General features: G+C 43.6%; 17 protein-coding genes. 11 read left to right on the top strand and 6 right to left on the bottom strand.

All coding sequences use genetic code 11. From position 1 onward, the window contains the following. Positions 1 to 29: 29 nt before the first annotated feature. Complete coding sequence (locus tag ACMFL8_RS08480) at positions 30 to 497, bottom strand: hypothetical protein (RefSeq protein WP_413190681.1); 468 nt, start codon at positions 495 to 497, stop codon at positions 30 to 32. A gap of 263 nt (positions 498 to 760) precedes the next feature. Further along, positions 761 to 2,416, bottom strand: coding sequence for a hypothetical protein (locus ACMFL8_RS08475; protein WP_413190680.1), 1,656 nt, complete (start codon positions 2,414 to 2,416; stop codon positions 761 to 763). A gap of 691 nt (positions 2,417 to 3,107) precedes the next feature. On the opposite strand from ACMFL8_RS08475, the gene aceE reads away from it, so the two are divergent. Next, a complete protein-coding gene (gene aceE, locus ACMFL8_RS08470; protein WP_010198169.1) occupies positions 3,108 to 5,921 on the top strand; it encodes a pyruvate dehydrogenase (acetyl-transferring), homodimeric type in 2,814 nt (937 codons plus the stop codon). 25 nt (positions 5,922 to 5,946) lie between these two features. Further along, on the top strand, positions 5,947 to 7,701 hold the full coding sequence (locus ACMFL8_RS08465; RefSeq protein ID WP_413190679.1) for a 2-oxo acid dehydrogenase subunit E2: 1,755 nt from the start codon (positions 5,947 to 5,949) through the stop codon (positions 7,699 to 7,701). 264 nt (positions 7,702 to 7,965) lie between these two features. Here the strand turns inward: ACMFL8_RS08465 and ACMFL8_RS08460 are convergent, their stop codons facing one another. Then, the gene (locus ACMFL8_RS08460; protein ID WP_010198177.1) at positions 7,966 to 8,595 is read right to left on the bottom strand and encodes an OmpW/AlkL family protein; all 630 of its coding nucleotides are present in this window, start codon (positions 8,593 to 8,595) and stop codon (positions 7,966 to 7,968) included. Positions 8,596 to 9,405: 810 nt separating this feature from the next. Here ACMFL8_RS08460 and ACMFL8_RS08455 point away from each other — a divergent pair. Further along, on the top strand, positions 9,406 to 10,389 hold the full coding sequence (locus tag ACMFL8_RS08455) for an ion transporter (RefSeq protein WP_413190678.1): 984 nt from the start codon (positions 9,406 to 9,408) through the stop codon (positions 10,387 to 10,389). A 253-nt stretch (positions 10,390 to 10,642) separates the two neighbouring features. On the opposite strand, the gene ACMFL8_RS08450 is transcribed toward ACMFL8_RS08455, so the two are convergent. The 3 genes from ACMFL8_RS08450 to ACMFL8_RS08440 form a co-directional block, all read right to left on the bottom strand. After that, positions 10,643 to 11,290, bottom strand: a complete 648-nt coding sequence (locus tag ACMFL8_RS08450; protein ID WP_010198180.1) for a TerD family protein — start codon at positions 11,288 to 11,290, stop codon at positions 10,643 to 10,645. An 80-nt stretch (positions 11,291 to 11,370) separates the two neighbouring features. After that, positions 11,371 to 12,510 carry a helix-turn-helix transcriptional regulator gene (locus ACMFL8_RS08445; RefSeq protein ID WP_413190677.1) on the bottom strand — a complete coding sequence of 380 codons (1,140 nt, stop codon included), beginning with the start codon at positions 12,508 to 12,510 and terminating at the stop codon, positions 11,371 to 11,373. 326 nt (positions 12,511 to 12,836) lie between these two features. Beyond that, the gene (locus ACMFL8_RS08440) at positions 12,837 to 15,596 is read right to left on the bottom strand and encodes an AAA family ATPase (RefSeq protein ID WP_413190676.1); all 2,760 of its coding nucleotides are present in this window, start codon (positions 15,594 to 15,596) and stop codon (positions 12,837 to 12,839) included. Between the two features lie 449 nt (positions 15,597 to 16,045). On the opposite strand from ACMFL8_RS08440, the gene rsmG reads away from it, so the two are divergent. The 8 genes from rsmG (at position 16,046) to kdsB (ending at position 24,505) form a co-directional block, all read left to right on the top strand. After that, a complete protein-coding gene (gene rsmG, locus ACMFL8_RS08435; protein WP_194618708.1) occupies positions 16,046 to 16,762 on the top strand; it encodes a 16S rRNA (guanine(527)-N(7))-methyltransferase RsmG in 717 nt (238 codons plus the stop codon). A gap of 264 nt (positions 16,763 to 17,026) precedes the next feature. After that, positions 17,027 to 17,800 carry a ParA family protein gene (locus ACMFL8_RS08430; protein ID WP_010198184.1) on the top strand — a complete coding sequence of 258 codons (774 nt, stop codon included), beginning with the start codon at positions 17,027 to 17,029 and terminating at the stop codon, positions 17,798 to 17,800. 263 nt (positions 17,801 to 18,063) lie between these two features. Then, positions 18,064 to 19,209 carry a ParB/RepB/Spo0J family partition protein gene (locus ACMFL8_RS08425; RefSeq protein ID WP_413190675.1) on the top strand — a complete coding sequence of 382 codons (1,146 nt, stop codon included), beginning with the start codon at positions 18,064 to 18,066 and terminating at the stop codon, positions 19,207 to 19,209. Between the two features lie 78 nt (positions 19,210 to 19,287). Beyond that, a complete protein-coding gene (locus ACMFL8_RS08420) occupies positions 19,288 to 20,022 on the top strand; it encodes a MotA/TolQ/ExbB proton channel family protein (protein WP_413190674.1) in 735 nt (244 codons plus the stop codon). Between the two features lie 86 nt (positions 20,023 to 20,108). Next, positions 20,109 to 20,540 carry an ExbD/TolR family protein gene (locus ACMFL8_RS08415; protein WP_010198193.1) on the top strand — a complete coding sequence of 144 codons (432 nt, stop codon included), beginning with the start codon at positions 20,109 to 20,111 and terminating at the stop codon, positions 20,538 to 20,540. Positions 20,541 to 20,678: 138 nt separating this feature from the next. Beyond that, entirely contained in the window at positions 20,679 to 22,466 is a 1,788-nt protein-coding gene (gene msbA, locus ACMFL8_RS08410) for a lipid A export permease/ATP-binding protein MsbA (protein WP_413190673.1), read from the top strand. Between the two features lie 75 nt (positions 22,467 to 22,541). Next, entirely contained in the window at positions 22,542 to 23,654 is a 1,113-nt protein-coding gene (lpxK, locus tag ACMFL8_RS08405; protein ID WP_413190672.1) for a tetraacyldisaccharide 4'-kinase, read from the top strand. Between the two features lie 35 nt (positions 23,655 to 23,689). Then, complete coding sequence (gene kdsB / locus ACMFL8_RS08400; RefSeq protein ID WP_413190671.1) at positions 23,690 to 24,505, top strand: 3-deoxy-manno-octulosonate cytidylyltransferase; 816 nt, start codon at positions 23,690 to 23,692, stop codon at positions 24,503 to 24,505. Positions 24,506 to 24,640: the final 135 nt, after the last annotated feature.

Genomic DNA, 24,640 nt, shown 5'->3' with positions numbered 1-24,640 from the left:
CAAAAAGTTAAATTGATAAGGTTGAAGGATTATTTATTAACGACAGTATTAAGGGCAACAGCCGCCGCCTTTTTCGCAGGTAGTAACTTGATGTTCCAGCGTAGCGTACGGTATTCAGAGTAGGGTACCTTGATCATCTTGCCGTCGATTTTACGCATTAAAGGCATATCAGCGTAATTCTTGCCATCGATGCTGGCTTGTGCACTGGCAGGGTTTGCCTCACCTGTGAATGTCATGTTTGCAGGGATAGGTAGTGTCACCATCAGATCATTAATATCATTATTGACGGTATTGGTATAAGTTGCTTTGTATTGGATGACAGTACCTGCTGGCGCTGTACGCACTGGGGAGTATACTGTCTTACCGTCAGCATTCTTGATGACTTGATTAGCAGTCAGTTCCATTTTTAGAGCATCATCAGCATGTGCGACATTGAATAAAGAAATAGAAGCAGCGGTTGCCAATAAAATACCGTGTAAGAGATTAAAACGTTTCATATAAAATCCTTTCTTAGAACATGACTATCAGTGAATAGCAAACGTCGTATGTTGTGATGGAGGAGCTTGCAATCTAATATGATTCTCATTTTTAGAAGGCATCTATCTTCCTTTTTTCTATTGTCACGTAATCGATACAATTAATCATCACAAAAACGACAACTGGCATTTTGAAGTATATAAACGGTAAAAGCCCCGTCTGGCTAGACAGGGCTTTTATTATGAGATACTAACGAGAGATGAAAGTGTTAAGAGAAGATAAATTATTGATTGCTTGCAATAGTGCCATATTTTGTATTGAAGTAAAAATCTCGTTTAGCTCTAGCTGTTAATGTAAGAGATTTAGTTTTCACCTCACCATTTCCTCCAATCGCTGGATTCTCGCTAGTAGTATAATCAGTTGTTGAAAGTGCGGGGTTAGCTAATACGGATGTAACTGTCGCGCCATCAACACCTTGTTTTTGGAGAACATCCTTCATCACAAAGTTGTTAATGTCAATATTTGCACGATTGGTAGCAGTAATTCTATAGGCAATACATTGTCCAGGTATGAGATTGCCATTGATACTACTTTCGCTAAAGCCTTTTGTAGGATCTGAATTGCCAGTAGTGTTTATAGCAGTCGCAGTGTAATTAATCGTTGATGGGCAATCATTCACATATTGAGCTTTTCTAAGTACCAAGGCTACGTTTGCTGCAATTACTCTACCAAAATCGTTGTTCGGATAATTATAAGTGGTTGCTGCAAACCCAACGGTTCTACTCTCATTGCTAGTGCGAATAGGATAAGTATTGCCGGTGCGACTCTCTACTAGACAAAGATTTGTATTATTAGCCAGTGTCGTTTTAGGAATGCTAATTTGATATTCACCCACGGGAGCACCATTTCTAATGACTGATTGTGTTGGATAAGTAGTAGATGTATTAGAACAATTTGCTAATTGCACTGTACTACCTGTAATCCCTGTCTCAGGTGCAGTAGGATCATACCTACCGTTGAAGTAATTAGGTCGATTGGCGTAAGCACTGCTAGCTGTAGTAATGTCAGCATTGGTCGCACTGGCCTGCGCAGCCGTAATACCACCGTTATCATCAAATACTGTACCAGAGAAGATATACTGCGGAACGTAGCAGTAATTGTCTACACGGAAATCAATTTCTTGATTAGTAGCAGTTGGAAGAAAACCCGTATTTGTATAGCGAATACTCACTGATGTAACAGGTTCAGAGAATTGCACAGAGCCTTGACATTGTGTACCTAAATCCTTAGCTGGACAGTTGGGATCAGCAATAGTTCTAGTTATCAAACCTGGTGGATTCAAGTTAGAAATAATATTCGATCCAACTATAGGTTGCAAGGTTCCAGTAATCGTAGTGCCTGCTTGAGTAACCCCTGTAATTCGAATAAGATCGTCAAAGGTATTACCATTACTATTAGCATAATCAATGTCAAATGCACTAAGTGCAACATTAGTTAAAAATATAGGTTGCGCCGTTATACTATTGCGAAAATCAAGATTTATGTCTGTAAAAGCAGTTGTATTAGGGAACGTTCTTCTTACATTAATCGCTCTAACTCCTCCAGATTCAATGACACCAAAATTACTTAAGACTGTATTAGTGTTAGACTCCACTGTATTCATTCTTATTTGTAAAGGAATACTACCTGCTGCATTGCCTGCAACATCTACATAGCTGTTTGTATTAACTTTAGACACTAAATCAGTGTAATCAGCGTTAGTCAAGCTACCTTGGGAGAAGTTAGCAGAGCAGACTGCTCCAGGATTAGGAGCAAGTGCAAAAGATGAGTGGCTGATCAAAAATGATGCTACAAACCCTAATAAGGTCAATAGTATGAATTTATATTTTTGGAACAAATCTATACTCTTAGATCCTGCAAAGTATTTATCGATGTACATAGTAATATTCCTATAAACTCACACTGACGATTAGAATTCGTGCCGAACATATCTGCTACCAGTTCAACAGATGAATGTATAAATCATGTAACTTACTATTTTATAGAATAATTGTAAAAAATGTCTTAAAGAGTCGATAGGTGGCAGGTTTTTTGTGACCAGATGCCAAATTTCTGACTTGTAGGACAGTTATTCATATTTTGTACTTCTTATTTTCTGTACATCTTATATTTACACATCGCGATTATCTCAAATTATTTGAATTTTTCCTTGTCATTCAAATTGTTACATTCTGCATATTCTCTTAAAAAGCCATCAAATATTTACTTAATAACTAATCGTTATTTATTTAAAAAATACTTGTCATTTCGCCATTTCTTTACAGCCATAAACAACCCATCAATAAACGCCTATAATATAGAGTGATTATCGTTTAATAATTAGATATATAGCACGAGTTTTGATTTTGTTATGCTTCTTTTTCTTCAAGATGCTAAAGGGTCGTTGCGTTATATTGTCACCTGAGCTTTATATGACTGCAACACATGATGGAGCGGCGGCCTGTCGCCTGCTACCTGTAACAAGGAAGTCATTCAGCAAAGCGTTAGCACATTACTATATTAAATAACACGTTGATTTAACAACACCCTGTCATAGTACAGGGCTGACTGATAAAAAAGGATGAGTAAAGATGAGTTATTATAAGGATGCTGATAGCACCGAAACCCAAGAATGGCTGGACGCCTTTGAGTCTGTCATCAAACATGCGGACAAGGATCGCGCGCAATTTTTGCTAAAAGCCTTATACAACATGGCGGTACAAGAGGGATTGCCATTTAATAGACTAGATACTGCCTATGTTAATAGTATTGCGGTCGAAGATGAGCCAATGTACCCAGGTGATTTGGGTATGGAGCGTAAAATTCGTGCCTTGATTCGCTATAACGCTTTAGCAATGGTCATGCGAGCCAATAAGAACGATGATGACTTAGGTGGTCACTTAGCGACATTCGCGTCTAGTGCCACACTATATGAAACTGGCTTTAATCACTTTTTCCGTGCGGCAAGTGATCACTTTGGTGGTGATATGATCTACTACCAAGGTCACTCTGCTCCAGGTATTTATGCTCGCTCATTTCTAGAAGGTCGTTTGACGGAAGATCAGCTCGATAATTTCCGCCGTGAAGTCGGTGGTAAAGGCTTATCAAGCTATCCGCATCCTTATCTAATGCCGGACTACTGGCAGTTCCCAACCGTTTCGATGGGCTTAGGTCCTATCATGTCGATCTATCATGCTCACGTGCATCGTTATATGGAAAACCGTGGCTTGCTAGAAAAAGAAGGTCGTAAGATTTGGACGTTCTTGGGTGATGGCGAAACGGATGAGCCAGAGAGTTTGGGTGCGATTTCTCTCGCGGGTCGTGAGAAGCTGGATAACCTGATATGGGTAGTCAACTGTAACTTGCAGCGTCTGGATGGTCCAGTCCGTGGTAACGGTAAAATCATTCAAGAGCTTGAGTCAGTGTTCCGCGGCGCAGGTTGGCGCGTGATTAAAGTTATTTGGGGTGGCAACTGGGACAGTCTACTGGCCAATGACAAAACGGGTGTGCTAAAGCATCGTATGGAAGAAGTGGTCGATGGTGAATACCAGTTATACGAGGCCCGTACAGCTGAGTTTACTCGTAAAGAATTCTTTGGTAAATACCCAGAGCTAGAAGAGATGGCAGATGCCTTGACGGATGATGATATCGCACGCTTGAACCGTGGTGGTCATGATCCAGTGAAGGTGTATGCAGCCTTTAGTGAAGCCATGAAAACCAAAGGTCAGCCAACGGTTATTTTGGTCAAAACCGTCAAAGGTTACGGCTTATCTGCTCAAACACAAGCGGTCAATAAATCGCATCAGGTGAAAAAGCTTGATCAAGACGCACTGGTCTATTTCCGTGATCGTTTTGACTTGCCATTTACCGATGAGCAGCTAGAGACTCTACCGTTTTACCGTCCTGAAGAAGGGTCGGCAGAGATGAAATATCTCAAAGGTCGTCGTGAAGCCTTGGGTGGTCATTTACCAAACCGCCGCAGTGGACATATTCCATTGAATATTCCTGAATTGTCTATATTTGACCGTGTATTAAAAGGCAGCAATGGCAAAGAGCAGTCGACGACGATGGTATTCGTACGCCTGTTGTCAGCTATGCTAAAAAACAAAGACATTCAAGATCGTGTGGTACCAATCGTACCAGATGAAGCACGTACTTTCGGTCTAGAAGGTATGTTCCGTCAACTGGGTATTTACTCAGCAGTTGGTCAAAAATATACGCCAGAAGATAGCGAAGCATTGATGGGCTATAAAGAAGCTATCGATGGTCACATGTTAGAAGAGGGTATCAACGAAGCAGGTGCAATGAGTACGTGGATTGCGCTCGCGACCAGTTACTCTGTGAACGCGTTACCGATGATTCCAATGTATATCTACTACTCAATGTTTGGTTTCCAACGTGTGGGCGATTTGGCTTGGGCGGCAGGCGATTGTCAGGCGCAGGGCTTCTTGTTGGGTGCTACCGCTGGTCGTACCACGCTTAATGGCGAAGGTTTGCAGCATCAAGATGGACATTCGCAGATTCTATTTAACGTAGTACCAAACTGCGTCAGCTATGATCCTTGCTTTGGTTATGAGCTAGCAGTTGTGATGCATGATGGCCTGCGCCGTATGTATGGTGAAGGCGAGCGCGTTTATTACTACCTAACGCTAATGAATGAAAACTACGAGCAACCTGCCATGCCAGAAGGTAGTGAGGAAGGTATCAAGCGCGGTATGTACTTGCTTGAAGACAATGGCTCAGCACAAGTACAACTATTGGGTTCAGGCGTGATTTTACGTGAAGTACAAAAAGCGGCACAGATTCTAAAAGATGAGTTTAATATTACCTCTAATGTCTGGAGTGTAACCAGCTTTAACGAGTTGACGCGTGATGGTATGGAGTGTGATGATTACAATCGCTTGCATCCAATGGATGAAGAAAAAGTGCCTTGGGTCACTGAGCAATTGGCACCGCACGAAGGTATCGTAGTTGCTGCAACTGACTATATGCGTAACTATTCAGAGCAGATTCGTGCTTGGTTACCAGACAACCGTCCTTATACGACGCTGGGCACTGATGGCTATGGCCGTTCTGATACTCGTGAAAACCTACGCAGCTTCTTCAATGTTGATGCTGCTCACATCGTCGTTGCCACGCTTAAGCGTTTGGCAGATGAAGGTGAAGTTGAGATGCGTCTGGTAAAAGATGCGATTTCAAGCTTAGGTATCGATGTCGATCAGCCACCTGCATGGCAACAGCAGTCTTATTCGGATCATTCTCCAGATGCGCCAGCACCAGGTAACGTCAATCCAAATCCTGTGCCTGAGTTCGTTGCTGAAGACGATGACGAAATCAGTAATGAGGGTCGTTCTGAAGATCAAGCAGATTCGACTTTACTCAATGACGGCGATGTCAAAGAATAATAACCATAAGACAAGGAGATAAATCATGGACATTAAAGCCCCCGATTTGGGTGTCGATAGCGCCGAAGTTAGCGAAATTATGGTAGAAGTTGGCGACGTCATTGCAAAAGACGACAACATCATTTTATTAGAATCTGACAAAGCCTCGGTCGAAGTGCCTAGCTCTGCTGCTGGTAAAGTGACCAAAATCAGCGTTGCGGTTGGTGATCAAGTCAGTGAAGGTATGGTGCTAATTGAGCTCGAAAGTGAAGCGGACAGCGCAGAAGAGAGTAGCGATAGCGCATCTGATGACAATCAAGAAGCGAGTGATACAGAAGAAACCGCTGCTGCTAAGTCAGAAGCAAAAGCTGAGCCAGATGAGACTGAATCAACGGCATCAGAGTCTAGCGCCAAGCCAGCTGCTAACGCTGGCAAAGCCACGACTCATGCATTGCCTGATCTAGGTGTCGATGAGGCGCAAGTTTCTGAGATTATGGTGAGCGTTGGTGATATCGTCAGTGCTGAGCAATCAATCCTATTAATCGAATCTGATAAGGCGTCGGTTGAAGTGCCTGCACCAGTCGCTGGTAAGGTTGAGAAAATACTGGTCGAAGCCGGTGATATGGTTGCCAATGGTCAGGATTTCATCGTCATTGTCAGCGATGCAGATACTTCTGAGTCACAAGATTCAGCACCAGCCAAGTCAGACGACAATGCTAGTAAAGACAGCGTTAGCAAAAATAGTGCTCATAAAGATGATAGCGCTGCTGAGCAGAAAACCACTGGTGAGCCGAAGCAAGCTGCCAAACCTGCCCAGACTGATACAGCCGCTAGCAAAACAGATAGCAAGTTGACCGAAACTCAGGTGAATGAGAAGTTGGTCGATGTTTATGCTGGTCCCGCAGTGCGTAAGCTGGCACGGCAGCTGGGTGTCGATATTAGCCAAGTGACGGGTTCTGCAGTCAATGAACGTATCTTAAAAGAAGACTTGTTTGCTCACGTCAAAGAAAGTTTGACCACACAGAAAGCAGCACCTGCAAGTAGTGGTACTATCAGTTCAGGACTGCCAAAACTGCCAGATATGAGCAATACTGAGATTTGGGGTGAGACAGACACACAAGACCTTAGCCGTCTGCAAAAAGTCTCGATACCGCAGCTTAACTATAATACCTTACTGCCACAAGTCACACAGTTTGATCTGTCTGATATTACTGAGACAGAAAAACTACGCGGTGAGCTAAAAGGTAGCATGAAAGCGGAAGGTATTGGTTTCACTATTTTGGCCTTTGTGGTTAAAGCAACGGCCTACGCCTTGACCCAGCATCCACGTTTTAACAGTCACTTAAGCGACGATAATACTCAAGTTATCCTACGTAAGAGCGTTAATATGGGTATCGCAGTGGCGACTGATGATGGACTTATCGTCCCTGTTATCAAAAATGTGCAAGATAAAGGTCTTAAGCAAATCGCCATTGAGATTGGCGAGCTAGCAGTCAAAGCACGTGATAAAAAACTCACGACTAAAGATTTGCAAGGCGCGAGTTTTACGATATCAAGCCAAGGTAATCTAGGAGGCACTGCCTTTACACCATTGGTCAACTGGCCACAAGTGGGTATCTTAGGTGTGTCTGAGGCAAGCATGCAGCCACGTTGGGATGCTAAAACCCAAAGCTTTGAGCCGCGCTTGATGTTGCCGTTGTCACTGTCTTATGACCATCGTGTGATTAATGGAGCAGACGCTGCAGTATTTACCCGTTATATCGCCACGTTACTGGCTGATCCGCGCCGTATTTTGCTGTAAGAATCGCTTGTACTAAAAATATTTGCAATCATGAGACTGTCTTAGGATGGTCTTTTTTTTGTGCTTAAATTTTAGGCATAAAAAAACCAGTGATTAAGCTGGCTTTTTTTGGTGGTATTTTGACTATAGTCAGTGAAAAGTAATATCGATACATGATGCACTGCTGATATCAGTTTTTCTTGCTTGCTGTGCCTGCGCAGACAGAGGCTACAAAAAATTGATATCAGCAATAGCGTCGCGTTTCTAGGATATTTTGACTGTAGATTAAAACTGTTTAACGAATGCTACGCCGTATACCCAAGGGCTGATATCGACTTCGCCAATGTCATTACCATTTAGGCTAGCATCTGTCTTGATATCCATATAGCGTGCATCGATACGGAAGGCCTCAGTCGGGGCAAAAGGTATGTCAAGACCGACATGACCGGCTACGCCGACGCTATCATCAAGCTCTAAGTCGTTGCCATTACCAAGATAGATTCTTTCTTTAAAGAAAGTTGTATAATTGATCCCCACACCAACAAATGGCTTGACGTTCATTGGCAGGTCATAGCCATCGAAGTGATATTGTAGAGATAGCGTAGGTGGGAGATGCTGAGTTTTTGCATCGATTTTATTGCCATCAGCATCGGTTAGAGTGATGTCGTGATGGAACGGAATCGCCGCTAGCAGTTCGACACCGACGTTGTCAGCAAAAAAGTACTCACCGCTGATAGTCGGACGAATATCATCATCAACTTCTACGGAAAGTGTACCATCTGCAAGTGTGCCGTTATCACTTTTAGGGTTGACCATATGAGCGCCAGCAGCCACAGACCATGTACCCGCAGGTACGGCAAAAGCAGTTGTCATGGTAAATGCGGCAGCCACTAAAACTAGGGATTGTAGTTTCATCGTTTGGTTCCTTGGTGCAAAAATAGATTATCGATAAGAATTTAATGAGGGATGACATTAAATGCTGATATGCAATGTTGTCTTTATTGATTGCTCTGTAACATTGTTACGCTATTTTAACACTAAAACCATTTTGTTAGTAAGGGTTTGATTGAAAAAACCTTACTATTTTTAAGGGAATGACAATATAGAACAGAAACTTAATGTCCGTAAAAACATATTTGTTAAACAGTTCTCATTGTTGTAAGTTAGTAGTCAGGTTTATGTTCAGGACATAAACCGCGCCAAATAAATAACGAATAATAAATAACAAGGTAAAGGTATATTATGCTGGGTTACTGTAGTAATTCGCCATTGCGTTGTCAGAAAGCACGTTCGATGATCCTGTTAAATCAAGTGGATACTTATTGCCCAGAATGTGGTTTGTTTCTACTACCTGCTCAAAATCTCAGTCGGCAATTACGTGCCGACGAGCGATTTTTACAGTACACTTTTCTTATAACAGGACTGGTGTTGCTGGCTTGTGTCTACCTTTATTATCTAAATTTTGCATAATTATGATTTATAGTGAAACCTTTCGTGTTAATAAGTAGGCTGTTTTCACCATTACTGGCTTAGAGGGCTGTTAATAAAAGTCTCTTTTCAAAAACTTCTATCCAACATACGGTAATAAATGCTTGAAAATCAGGATAAGTAAAAGATTGGTTACTGACATAGAGTGCTCTTTGTACTGTTGTTGAGCGCGATAGTCAGGCTTTAATATTTTTACTTCATTATCACAAGATCGGTGTTACACCGTATAGGGACCGCATGCAATTTCAACATATACGGCGCTTGCGTATTTTCGTTTATAATATTTTGCAAAATGATGAGCATGACACGCTCTTTAGCCGCTATGTCGATTATTTTCTGATATTTCTAATCATGACTAACGTAGCAGCCGTGATTGCGGAGTCTGTCGATCGGTGGTATTACCCTTACCAAAATTATTTTACGTGGTTTGAAAACTTCTCTATTGTGGTATTTTCTATCGAATACTTGCTACGCTTATGGAGCGTTGCCGAAGCGAAGCCGGATAATACAACTTGGCATCAGCGTTGGCAATGGTTAAAAAGCCCTTCTGCATTGATTGATTTGGTCGCCATTGTGCCGGCATTCTTGAACTTCTTTGTCACGATTGATTTACGCTTCTTACGTATTTTGCGGCTTTTCCGTATTCTTAAACTGACGCGCTATTTTGCGTCGATGCGTATTTTATTGGTGGTAATCAGTAAAGAAAAAGGCTCATTTCAAGCCGTTATCTTCATTCTAATTATCATGATTGTGACCGCCTCTAGTGGTATTTATCTGGTGGAGAACCATGCACAGCCAGAAGAGTTTGAATCTATACCCAAAGCGATGTGGTGGGCTGTGGTGACACTGACGACAGTGGGTTATGGTGATGTGATACCCATTACCAACGCTGGTAAAATATTGGGTGCAATCATTACGATACTGGGTGTGGGTCTAGCAGCCTTGCCTGCAGGTATTCTCGCCACGGGTTTGGCAAACGAGCTAAACCAACGCCGTGAAGAACTAGAGCAGCACTTTCGTGAACAGCTGGTCGATAGCGATTTTGATTTGGTACAGAATCAGATGATGGTAGAAAAAATACGCCGTGAGCTTGGGCTAGATAAGGAACAGGCGCAAAACATCGTACTACAGGTACTGCGAGAGCAAGAGCTGGAACGTCGCGAAAGAGAGGTAGAGACAAGACAAAAGAATTTCTGTCCACATTGCGGTGAGGCATTGTAAGTAATATTTGTAGTAATTATAGTGAGTGAAGAATAATATCGATACATCACGCACTGCTGATATCAATTTTTCTTGCTTGCTGTGCCTGCGCAGACAGAGGCTACAAAAAATTGATATCAGCGATACCTTCGCGTTTTTAGGATATTTTGACTACATTTGGAATTTGCAATAATTAAAGTTTACAAAAAGGGTGCGACGTTATTAATACGTCGCACCCTTTTTTTTGTAGGGATAGATTGCTAAGTTGCTGACATTAAATCCCTTGCGGAATAGGGAGTGCACGTGCCAATTCATGAGCGACTTGCTGCGCTGCAATGGCCAAATCTTCGGCTGGGAGCGGTAAATTTTGCAGCGTGAGATGCCAATCATCTACTTCTCGGCGTAAATGCGCTACCCAAAGTGTGGTGCAATCACGGGGCAATTGTTTTAGATTGACTTCAAAGCAATGATTGCCCTCGTCATCGCTCAGATGAATTTCGCCTTTTTTGACTCTCGAAAACGGATGACCATGGTAAGAGTTGGCAATCATAGCAATATGGGTGATATGTGCTGGAATCTTATCCAAATAGAGTCTGATTTGTTCTTGGTCAAGGGGTGCCAAATACATGGCTTGATCGCCGCGATCTTTTCCATTGAGACTGTCACCTTGATGTTTTACTGATTCAGCTTTATCACGCAGCTTCTTGAACCAGACAATGTCGCTAATAGTGCAATGCTCGTCGTATAGCACACAAGCTAAATCAATATCAATCGCGCCTTCATTTTTTTTAAAACGCTTTAGCATACCTTTGGGTTCAGTCTTGGTAAACTCGTAATTGAGCGCAAAAAATAACGTTCCCGCATCCAACCCTAATCCTTTTAAGCTGTCCGATAGTAATGGTGACGGGGAAGTGGTCGACATAGTATTCCTTGTTACTTTTGATGTTTTGAGTGACTTTATTTTAATTGCATATCGTTTGAATTAAACATGATACTCAATCATCACGATTGATTATCCAGTGTTTCATCCAAGACGGCTTTATCCAAGACGGCTTGATACAGCAGTTCAGGCTTGGCATTTAAGAGACCACTGCCAAAACCGCGTAACCACCAGACCAGCTGCGAGGTCAAATTCACTGTTGCTTGAATGGTCAGCGTGTCATCATCATTTAACGTGACCGTTTGATCATCGCTAAGCTTGCTTTCGGTTAGGCTCTTGCCTGCTTGTTTGGTGAATTGTAGCTCAATAGGCGTATTTTTGCCATGATCGGCTAGCTCACGAAATAATGGATGGCTAAAGCCCATGCCACCAGCATCTAGATAGGTGTCTAGTTGGAATGCGTCGGGCGTTTTCGCCGAACTCTCAAGAATCTCGACGCTGGCAAATCGATGCAAGGCAAAGGTGCGAATGACAGTCTCTGGATCATCCGTACGAGTTGCCAGTAAGTAAATGATGACGCCGCGTTGAATGATAGCGATGGGATTTAGGATGTATTCACCGGCTTGCGATTTATTGCTACGGGTATAACAGGCTTTGATTTGTAATTGATAAAAGAGCGCATGGTAAATATTGTCTTTGCTATCCAAATCAATATGTGGGGCGATTAATGGCTGAGTAGCAGGCTCGATACGCACTCTGTCTATCCATGAATGAGTGACTTTGCTGTTTTTTAGCTGCCGCCGTGCTAGGTCAAACCACGGAAATAATTCATCTAAAATAACAGGCGGTAATAGCTGGGTTAGGTTGGCTTCAACCATATTAAAGGCAACCGCTTGCGATAAATTCATATGCGGTAAGCTTTGTAGTGGGGCATCATCGCACCAACGCCAGCCTTGCGGATTGGCATTGTTTTTTTCAATGGGAAAGCGTTTGGCGAGCGCATTTAAGTCGCGCTGAACAGTGCGTAGGCTGATGTCAAAGCCCGCCATCATCAGCTGCTCGTAGATATGGGTTGTGCCCACCCAACGATTGCGCTGTAGCTGTGATAGCACTTGCCATTGGCGTGCAGTTGTCGCTGCCCCGTGGCGATTATCACTGCTATTTCCTGAAACATTATTGTCCGTAGCCGCTACGGTATTGGCAGTCTCAATAGAGTCTGTTTGATCTTGGAGAAGGCCGGTGTCAGTAGAATGTACAGTCATTAAGCGATAACCTTTATGAAGTCACGAATCAGTTTTTAGATATCTTTATCGAGTCAATAGCCGTTTATCATCGCAGAAAAGTATCGTAGCGTCTAGGGCGTCTCATCATTTAGCCTATTAGGTCATTAAGTGGTTTCAAACAGCTAACTTTCGCTATAGTCAGTCCTATATAAATTGGATACGGTGTCAGACTCGCTTAGTCTACTATTTGTCGTACTTTCGCTCGCCTTCCTTGTATCCATATTATATTGAACCAACTATATCAAACAGCTTATACGACATTAATAGGCGTTTCAGCACCATTAGTATCGATGCCTTAATCCATACTAATGATCGATGCCTTGATTGATACTGGAGTCGTCATTCATCACGACTTCATTGTCCTCTTTCTTGTCTTTACGTTTCTCTTTTTTTCTCTTGTCCTGTTTTCTTTGACGTTTTGCTTTCTGCTTTTTTTTATCTTTCTTTTTGGACTTCTTATCATCAATATCATCGTCATTGTTATCTTGGTTCTCATCCCATAACATCAGACGGCTTAAGACTTTACCAAACAATGTCTCTTTACGATAGCGATCTTTTTTGTTCATGGTATCGATAGGTAGACCAGTCATTAACGTCAATGCTTCACTTAGGGTATGGACGCCATAAATATGAAATTCGCCTGCTTTGACAGCGGCAATGATATCGTCGCGTAGCATGAGCTGTTTGACATTGGCCATTGGAATGACCACGCCTTGTTGACCCGTTAGCTCTTGCTCGCGGCATGCATCAAAGAATCCGGCGATTTTGGAGTTGATACCACCGACTGCTTGCACTTCGCCCAGCTGGTTCATAGAGCCGGTAATGGCGAATGATTGATCAATCGGCACGTTTGCTAAAGCGGACAATAGCGCACAGCCTTCGCTGACGGTGGCACTATCGCCATCGATATGGGCGTAGCTTTGCTCAAAAGCGAGCGAAGCACTGAAGTTGAGCGCATGATGTTGGCTAAATAATGCGCGCAAATAGCTGGTCATAATCAGCATGCCCTTAGCGTGCAAGCTACCACCCAAGTCTACGTCGCGCTCGATATCTAGAATCTCACCCGTACCGATATTCGGTTGAATGACCGCAGTCAGACGGGCTGGCATGCCAAACTCACTATCGGCATAGCTGACCACGGTGAGGGCGTTTACTTGTCCAACGGCACTGCCTGTGGTTTGGATAAGCTGCTGACCGTTTTTGAGCTCATCCCAATAGAGGTCACGCAGGTATCCTGAGCGCTCGTCCATATCTTCGATGGCTTGGACCACATGCTTTGCACTGACCACTTCCTGTCCGCCTAAACGCGCATGACGGTTAGACTCATGCAATAGCTTAATCAATAAATCACTGTGCAAACTTAGTCGATCTTGGTCTTCTGCTTGTAAGCTTAAATGCTCTAGTAGGGCGGCTTGTGCACTACGATCAAACGGGTAGAGTTTGGCATAATCAATGATGTCGGCCATTTTTGCGACCAGTGCCAATTCATGCTCACTGCTGCGAACCACATCATCATGGAAATCAGCGCGTACTTTAAACACTGCATCAAACTCAGGCTCAAGCTCTAATAGCTCGTAATACAGATCTGCTTCGCCAAGCAAAATCACCTTAATATCAAGGTCAATGGGCGCAGGCGCTAGCGATAAACTGCCTGTTAAGGTCAGCATTTGCTCAAGGCTCGAGAGTTTGATTTTGCGCGATTGTAGTGCGCGCTTAAGACCCTGCCATGCATAAGGATGTTCAAGTAAATGACTGGCTTCTAACAGTAGATAACCACCATTGGCACGATGTAACGCACCGGCTCGAATCATACTGACATCGGTGGTCACCGTGCCTAATTGGGTGATCTGCTCAACATGACCCAATAAGTTTAAATGCGTCGGCAAATCTTCAAAGACAACAGGGGCGCCGCTGTCTGGGGTGTGACTGACAATGACATTGACCGCATAGCGGCTTGGAGTCGTCGCCAGAACTGCGGTCACAAACTCTTCATCATCGCCATTCACGATGCGCTCGACATGCGTAACCATGTCGGCAAATACCGCTTTGAGATAATCAACGATTAGCGGATGACTGGAAAACTGCTCATAAATAGGGGTAAACAAAGGCTGTAGGGCACGACGTGCAATATTGCGATGCAGTGCTTCTATAGCGTCATTGGCTTCGTCCTCTAACTGTTCTAGGGCGATGGTCAGCTGACTTAGGCGTTTTTGCATATGGTTCTTTTGCACAAAGTTACTTAGCTCAGCTTCATATTCACTATTGCCATATTCGTTATCGTCAGCAGCATCTTTGCTAGAAGTAGTGGTTTTCTTACTTTCTCCTATTACTGATGGGTTTTGACTGTTAATAGAGGTTTTGTCATCTTTATTATCAGTATTATTACTTTGAGTCGCGGTTTGATCGGTTTCTGTTGCCAATTTGCTTGGATGGACAAACACCGCTTTGTTATCAAAGGAGCGGAACGTCAACGCCAAGTCGTATTGCTTACCTTCCGCATTGAGCACTTCATAGGCCTGACTTTCTTTTTGATGCGTGTCGTTTTTGATGGCCTCGATTTTGCTTTGATACTGGTCGCTACGGAAGCGTTGGCTCAGTCGTTTTTTTGCTTGCTGCCATAAGTGATTGACTTGCTGCTGCAACAATGAGGCTTGACCAGCAGGCAGGCGCAAGGCTAGTGGGGTACGTGGATCGGTAAAATTATGCACATAGACCCAGTCGTCAGGCGTGGGTGCATCTGCGGCTATACGCGTTAGCAAACGACTAATGATGGTACGCTTGCCCAAACCATTTTCACCAGCCGCAAACACATGATAGCCACTGGCTTTGATATCTAAAGCCGTCTGCAAGGCTTTTAGCGCGCGCTGCTGACCAAAGCCAACGTCCAAATCTGGTGCCGTGCGTGTGTCCGTCGGCAGCTCATTTGGTTCGCTATACCGCTTTAGGTGCCCAGCGCTGACAAGGCAGCGCTGCTTAACCTCAGTAAAGAGTGGGTGCGGCGTATCCGGTGTTGCTTGCTTGCCATCTTTCGGCGCGTCAGTCAATTCAGCAATAGGTGTTACCATATTAGTCGTGTCTTTTTTATTAGCGTCATTTGATATTTTAGACGTGGGGGCATGTTTTTGTTCGGTCATAGGCGTATGGTGTGTCGTCTTAAAAAAGTGAATTGTTTTTAGAGGGTAGAGTGGTTATTTTTTTACACAATGTCTTTATGCTTAATTTTGTCTTTATGCTTAATTTTTTATTATTAATTAAAGACATCTTACAAGATATAGCGGTGTTTTAAATAAGTCATTAAACGCAGTTTTGTATCATCATTGGATGCGTCACTGAAAATAATGAATAAAAAAGCAGCAGATGGATGGTCAGTTTAATGCCATCAAAGCAGAATAACGCCTCAATAGCAGCGCAGATAGTATAAGATGTCTCACATTGGCGCAATCTGCAACTATTCAATAGGCAGGCTGCATGATAAAATAGTCGGTTCACATGTTAAAACTGGATAACTCGTTGTATGTCAGCTTCCGCTAAAACCACATCATCGTCTGCTCGTACGGGAAATATTTCTATTGATCCTACGGGCTTTGTTAAGCTTGGTGCGCAATTGCCAGCGTTGGCCAATATATTGGCACAAGCGATAAACGAGCTAAGTCTACCCTTAAGTGAGACACAGCAGCGCACGTTATTATTGTACTTAGACCAGCTTTTATTGTGGAATAAAGCGTATAATCTGACCGCCATCACCGATCCAGAAGAAGCGTTGATTAAGCATGTGATTGATTGTTTGTCTATTATAACGCATTTACCGTCAGGCTCGCTGCTGGATATCGGCACAGGGGCTGGCTTGCCCGCCGTAATAATTGCGATTTGTCAGCCTGAGCGGCAGTGTACGGCGCTTGATAGCAATCAAAAAAAGATTCGCTTTATTAAGCAAATCAGTAGCGAGCTTGGCTTGAGCAATATGCAGCCTATTGCCTCTCGTATTGAAGCGCATGAGGCCAGCTATGACGTGGTTACTTCTAGAGCATTTGCCAGCCTCATAGATTTTGTTGAAGTCGCGCAGCCAAGACTGGCGGATAATGGTTATTTATGTGCGATGAAGGGTAAAGCGCCAAGTGATGAAGAGCTACAAGCGCTAGATAACGACTGGCATATTAAGACGATTAAGCTTAAAGTGCCACGTCTGCATGACAGTCGGCATTTAATTGAAATGTCTGCTAAAAATGTCTAAGCTATGAGCACCTTGTAGTCGTGAAACATCGTTTACCTTGGTATCTAAATAGCATAATATCTAAAAAATCTGGATGCAAAGCGAGTTATTTATATTGTAAGTATCGTTTGTATTATAGTGATAAGAAGCTGAACGCCAAGCATTGCGATTGCTAAAATGACTATTAATAACAGGCAACCAGTAAAATCTGGCGGTCACAGATACATAGTACAGACAGTCGGTAAAATACAGTAAGTAAAGACCCTAATTAAATTGAGTGAGTGTATGGAAATCATAGCAATTGCGAATCAAAAAGGCGGCGTGGGTAAAACCACGACGGCGGTAAATTTGACCGCCAGCTTGGCTGCTAAGCGCAAGCACGTACTGCTGATTGACCTAGACCCACAAGGCAATGCGACCAGTGGTACTGGTGTGGACAAAAACGCATTAGAGTTGACCATCGCTGATGTGTTGCTGGATGGCGTCTCATTGTCTGATACCATTGTTGCCAGTCCAGCAGGGTTTGATGTGATCGGTGCCAATCGTGATTTGGCTGGTATGGATATCACCTTGATGAGTAAAACCAACAGTCATGAGCTCTTTAAGACAGCGATGGCAGCGTTGGTCAATGATCAAGTCGCTGCGAACAAACCCCCATACGACTATGTCATTATAGACTGTGCCCCTAGTTTGAACTTGCTAACGATTAATGCCTTGGTCGCCACTGATGGGGTGATTATTCCTATGCAGTGTGAGTATTACGCACTAGAAGGCCTAGCGGACTTGTCGCAAACGATTGAGCGTTTGACTGAGCTCAATCCAAAGCTCTATATTCGCGGCGTCGTCAGAACATTATTTGATTCACGTAACACGCTTGCTCGCGATGTCTCTGCTGAATTAGAAGCGCACTTTGGCGATATCATGTACAAGACGCACATTCCAAGAAATATCCGCTTGGCAGAAGCGCCAGCGCACGGCCTGCCAGTTATCGCTTACGAGCGCTGGTCAAAAGGGGCACGCGCTTATCAGAAACTGGCTGCTGAAGTGATGAAACAGTGATCAAAAAGCCGCTAGTTTTTTGTGTCTAAGCGCAAAAACTGGTCATAATGGAAAATGACCAAACAGAAAAATAGTATTAAACATCGTATTTATTATAGTCAATCCAGAATAATATCAATACCAGAAAATCAAGTGCTAGCGATACATTAGTATGGTCAGCGAGGTTGACGACGTAGTGATTTTATAGTGGGTAGGCTATAGTAATGAGTAAGCCGCATTCACAATTATTTGGCTTTTATTTTAGCGTTAGAGGATAGGTAATCATGGCGAAGAAAAGAGGGTTGGCTGCTAATCGAGGCTTGGACGCCTTGTTAGGGTCAATCAAAAAAGAAAAGCAAATTACCGCCTCTGCCTTGCAAGACGATATGGCTGCGCGTGACAACACTTTGCCAGCTGAAACATCAAATACTGATATGCTCAACACCAGTGTGCCCGCCAAAACTTTAGGCATAAAAGCCAATGAAAAACCGATGGCAAATACCACAGGATCTGGCACGACTAACCGTAATCGTCCAACGCGGTCACCGCGGATGGCTAGTAAAACGTCTGCCAATAAATCCCGTACTGCTGGCACAGATAATAATGGAACAGAAGACCAAATTAGTTTGGTACAAATTGATGTCACGCGTCTACAAGCGGGTAAATACCAGCCACGCCGTGACATGAGTGAAACTGCGCTGATGGAATTGGCGTCCTCTATTGAACAGCATGGCGTGATGCAGCCCATCGTTATTCGTCCATTACTGGCTAACGAAGACAAAAGTGAAGCATTCGTTACCCACGAAATCATCGCTGGTGAGCGCCGCTGGCGTGCCGCAAAAATGGCAGGTAAAGCCGTGATACCGGCGATTGAGCGTGCATTGTCAGATGAGCTGGCTATTGCACTGGCATTGATTGAAAATATCCAGCGTGAAGACCTGTCAGTGATTGACCAAGCCGCCGCATTGCAGCGTTTTCATACAGAGTTTGGTATGAGTCATGCGATGATTGCTGAAGTTGTTGGCAAGGCGCGTACCACCGTATCGAACCTACTACGTTTGAACCAGTTACATGACACAGTAAAAGACCATTTAGCAAACAGCACCCTAGATATGGGTCATGCGCGCACGCTTTTGGCATTGTCCTCTGAGCAGCAGCCTATCATTGCGCAAAAAATCATTGATGGCGGCATGACGGTGCGAGAAGCTGAAAAGCTGGTTAAGTCAATTTTGCAGCCCGCCCCCAAAACCAACCGTACGGAAAAAGCACAGTCTCGTGACGCTGAACGTCTAACGCAAAGACTGACCGACATGCTTGGTGCTGAAGTTAAGCTTAAGCATAAAAAAGACGGACAGGGCAGTGTCGAGATATTCTTCCACAGCCAAGATCAGCTAGCCGCTTTGATTAAACATATAGAAGCGCAGGTTTGATAGTTTCCGTCAGGTTATAACAACGGTTCAAACCATCTTTATAAAACATATTTTTTAAAAATATAAAAGAGAGTCAGTATGTGGGAGTTGGTAAAGGCGGGTGGATGGCTGATGACACCGATTGTGGTGTGTTCAATATTGGCATTGGTTATCATTATTGAGCGTAGCCATACCTTGCAATTTAATAAAGTTGCCCCGAGTAGATTACGCGAACAGCTCATTACCCGTTTACGTGAAAATGGCGATATCGGGCGTACCCAGTTGATGAATGTCAAAGAAAAGACCGCTCTTGGTGATATTTTAGCGACAGGGCTGCTTTATCGTCAGTATGGACTAGAGTCGATGACGATGCATATGCAAAACCGTGCAAGTGTGCAAGTGCATCAATTAGAAAAAAACATCAATATGCTCGGTACTATAGGTGCGATTGCCCCGTTGCTCGGACTATTAGGGACGGTACTGGGGATTATCTCGTCGTTCTTAGCGATTACTGATGGCGCGATGCAAGATCCAACGATGCTTGCTGCTGGCGTGTCACAAGCCTTGATTACGACTGCTGCTGGTATGATTGTGGCTATCCCAGCACTGGTTGCCTATCGCTATTTTCAGCGCCGTATCATTGATATCAATGCCCAGTTTGAGACCCAAGCAGGACTAATGATTCAAGAGCTGTATGATTATCAACTGTTTGAAAATACTTACAACCCTAGTTCAAAAACCTCAGCACATCGTGCATCATCGGATGAGACTGTAGGTAGTGAACATTCAACCAGTGTTTTAAGCTCAGATAATGGTATTGCAATGACGTCGTAGTATGAATAATTTCATTGGTACTACGCATTATGATCTGAAGAGTCATTCATCGAAAAACTGAGTATTAAGCATTTAAAGAGGGTGATATGCGCTTTAGAAAACCAACCGTAGAGCCGCTTGAAATCAATTTAACGCCAATGATCGATTGTCTATTATTTTTAATTGTATTCTTACTGCTGGCAACGTCGTTTAATCATTTTAGTCGCTTAAATATTATTCTTCCTGAAGCGGAAGGCGTGGCACTGACCGAGCAGAAAAACAGCATCGAAGTCGCCGTGCAAGAAGATGGTAGTTATTTAGTCAATGGCATTACGCTTGCCAGTAGTAATGAGGCTGAGTTGACCAGTATGTTACAGCAAGAAGCGGGCAGTAATCGTGATATGCTATTCGTTATTGCAGCAGATGCCAACGCCACCCATCAATCGGTGGTAAGAGTCATGGATATCGCTGGCAAACTGGGGTTTTTGAACTTAAATATTAGTACTGTTGTACCACTTGGTCAGCCTTTACCACAATAATATTTTTATCCTGTTTGTGCTATGATTTTTAATTGTACTATTTAAACGCTTAAGCGCTGTATTATCATATCAATACCACTATAAAACTGTGCTACTAGCACAGTCCATTCATGTCATGACACTCAAATTGAGGCTTTTATGAGCCAAGCTTATCAACCGGACTCTGCAAAAACTTCTATTAAGAAAATATCAGTGTCTTCAGAAAGCCCGCCTAAGCATAAAACATTACTGCGTCTACTCAGCTACCTAAAACCATATTGGTGGGCATTGCTATTGACGGTCGTGGGCTTTGCGATTAATGCGGGCACAGAGATTTGGATTGCTAAGTTACTACAATATATCACTGATGCCATCAATCAAAATGATCAAAGCAAAAAAGCCTTATTTCCCCTATTGATCATCGGACTGTTCTTTGTACGCGGTGTGGGTAGCTTTTTGGGTAATTACTATTCTGCTTTAGTCTCGCGCAACTTGGTCTATGAGTTGCGAGTAGAGGTGTTCAATAAACTGCTGCGTTTGCCAAGCTCATTTTATTTGGCCAATCCCGCTGGGACTATTTCATCGAAATTGATATTTGATGTTGAACAAGTCACCGCCGCGAGTACAGACTCGATGAAGACGTTGCTGCGTGATGGTTTGACCGTCGTGGCATTGATAGGTTTTTTGCTGTATAGCAATTGGCGTTTGACCTTGATTTTATTTGTCGTATTGCCGCCCATACTATGGCTCATTCGCATCGCCTCCAAGCGTTATCTCAAGCTTTCTAAAGGCATTCAAAAGACGATGGGCAACGTCAGCCATATCACCAATGAAGTCATCGGTGGCTATCAAGTCGTAAAAAACTACGGCGGGCAAGCGTACGAAGCTGAGCGCTTTGATAAAACATCAAAAAAGAACTTGCGCCAAGGCATGAAAGTTGTCGTTACCAACAGTATCAATACGCCTGCGGTACAGCTATTGATGGCGATGGCGATGTCAGTTGTGGTGTGGCTCGCACTGAGACCTGCGGTAATAGATAACATTTCAGCTGGTGAGTTTATCTCATACATTGCAGCAGCAGGCTTGCTGAGCAAACCAGTCAGGTCGCTCACCGATATCAATCAAAAATTGCAAAAAGGCATTGCCGCTGGTGAGTCTATTTTTGCGCTACTTGATGAGCCAGAAGAAGAAGACACAGGTACAATAAACAAAGCACTATCAGGTGAGATGTCGTTAGAGAATATCAGTTTGATTTATCCTGATTCGACGGTCGCCCTGCATGACTTTACATTGAACATAAAAGCAGGTGAGACGGTTGCACTCGTGGGACGAAGCGGTGCAGGTAAGTCATCGTTAGTTAATTTATTGACGCGCACTCTAGAAGCCTCTTCAGGGCAGATTACGTTGGATGGTATGCCCATTGAAAGTATTAAGTTAGAGAGTTTGCGCGCCCAAATTGCCATGGTGAATCAGCAAGTAGTCCTGTTTAATACCACAGTTTTGAACAATATTGCTTATGGCAGCTTAGCTCATAAGACCCAAGCTGAAGTTGAACGTGCCGCAAAAGATGCCTTTGCTCATGATTTTATTATGAAGATGCCAAACGGTTATCAAAGTGAGGTCGGTGCTGAAGGCTTGCAACTGTCTGGTGGTCAACGTCAACGCTTATCGATTGCTCGCGCCTTGTTAAAAGACGCCCCGATTCTAATCTTAGATGAGGCGACCAGTGCGCTTGATAATGAGTCAGAATATTACATTCAGCAAGCGCTTGATAACGTAATGAAAGATCGTACTACGCTGGTTATTGCGCATCGATTAACCACGATTGAGTCAGCCGATCGTATCGCTGTAATGGATGGCGGTCAGATCGTTGAGCTAGGGACACATGACGAGTTGATGCAGCTGCAAGGTCACTACGCGCAAATGTATGAGCGCGATTTTGAATAGCTGTGTTTGATAAATGATTTGCAATATTTTTGGCGACTAAAAGTATGAGATCAAGGTAATGGATGGCAAATCATAGTGAGCATTGAGACGACAGTGACGCGTGCATGGCATCGTCAAGCCGCTTGGTTGTGGCTATTATTGCCGATTAGCTGGTTGTATGGGCTCATTACCATGCTGCGTCGTCAAGCTTATAAGATGGGCTTACTATCCAGTTACCGTGCCCCAGTTCCTGTAATGGTGATTGGTAATATCAACGTGGGTGGCAGTGGCAAGACGCCATTAATTATTGCCTTGGTTGATTATCTACAAGACCGAGGTGTAAAAGTCGGTGTTATCAGTCGCGGTTACGGTGGCGATAGTAGTCAAATGCCAGCTTTGGTCGATGCCGCCAGTTTACCCAATGTGGTAGGGGATGAGCCTTGTTTGATTGTCAATATGACAGATGCGCCCATGGCCGTATGCCCCAATCGTAAGCAGGCAATTACTACTTTATTGGATGCCCATCCTGACTTACAGTTCATTATTGCTGATGATGGCTTACAGCACTATGCCCTACAACGTGACATTGAATGGATTGTGGTCGATTCAGCACGGGGCTTTGGTAATAAGCAATTACTCCCAACTGGGTTTTTACGTGAGCCCATGTCGAGGTTAGAAGGTGCTACTGTTATTTATCATGAAGGGCCAAATAACAGTGCAGCGCCTCATAATAAAAACACCGAGCAACAGTTACAAGCTGCGCCTCTGTCCATGCACCTACAAGCGGACGACATGCAATTATTATGGCAACCTGTATTAGCTGACGCTCAAATTGATGCGCCTAAAAAGGGCAGTAGAGTCCATGCGGTGAGCGGTATTGGCTATCCGCAGCGGTTTTTTGATACTTTACACTCGCTTGGTTTTGAGGTTATAGGTCACCCTTATCCTGACCACTATGAGTTTAGCTTGGCTGACTTGTTGCAATATCGCGAATACCCCGTCGTGATAACCACTAAAGATGCGGTAAAAATACGAGCTTTGCTATTGAAAGCAACTGCGGCGCAAACGTTGAGCAAGGACCATAAAGAGCTTGTAAGTAGACTCTGGATATTACCGGTGACAGCGGTGTTATCGGATAGTTGTTATGACAATTTACAGCAGCAGTTAACCGTTTTAAATATTGATATGTTTAATAGTAAAAAGCTGTAAATCTTAGAATTTAAATGATTTTGTAGGAATAAACTATGTCGCCCATCATTACGCCCGCCAAAACGCATATTGTCGTTCCTGCTCGCTTTAAGAGTACCCGACTACCCGGTAAGCCATTGTTAAATATCCATAGCAAGCCAATGATCCTTTGGGTCGCCGAAAAGGCGCAGGCGGCACACTTCGCTGATGATATGTGTATTGCGACCGATGATGAGCGTATTGCAAAAGTGTGTATGGATGCGGGTTTTGATGTGGTGATGACCAGCGCAGAGCACGCTTCAGGGACTGACCGTTTGGCGGAAGTCGCTGCCATTAAAGGCTGGGCCGAGCATGATATTGTGGTCAATATGCAAGGTGATGAACCGTTGGTACCGCCGCTATTATTGGAGCAGGTAAAGGCGCTTTTGGTAGCAGATAATGACAGCGTGATGGCTACCTTATGTGAACCTATTGATGACCACGAGACTTTTATGCGTCCATCAGTGGTAAAGGTTGTCAGTCAGCACGCTAATGATTTGCAACGGGCGCTATATTTCAGCCGAGCACCGATTCCTTGCGATCGAGATGTCGTATTGGCTAATGAGAGCCATAAGCAGCCACCCAAAAACGCTTATCGTCATTTAGGATTATATGCTTATCGCGTCAGCCTATTGCAGCAGTTTGTACATTGGCCGCAGACACCGCTTGAGATACTTGAAAGCTTAGAACAATTACGTGTTTTAGAGAGTGGTGGTCATATTGCTATTGCCACAGCCGCTTGCCAGCTGCCAGCAGGTGTCGATACTCAAGAAGATTTAGATCGTTTAAATAGCATGAGCTTGGCGGATTTTCAAAATCCTCTCTCTAAATAGCCTAAGTAAAAACACATTTCTTGCTAAGTGACATTATTACACTACCTAATCGCACTACCTACTAATTTATCAAGCACATTTATCAAGCATAATAGTCGTCAAGTACAGTCATCAAGCAAAGCTATAGAGCAAAAT

Origin of the sequence: Psychrobacter sp. AT9, from assembly GCF_047272965.1 — a bacterium.
GTDB lineage: Bacteria > Pseudomonadota > Gammaproteobacteria > Pseudomonadales > Moraxellaceae > Psychrobacter > Psychrobacter glaciei.
The sequence above is the reverse complement of the archived record's forward strand: the minus strand, read 5'-3'. Positions and strand labels throughout refer to the sequence as shown.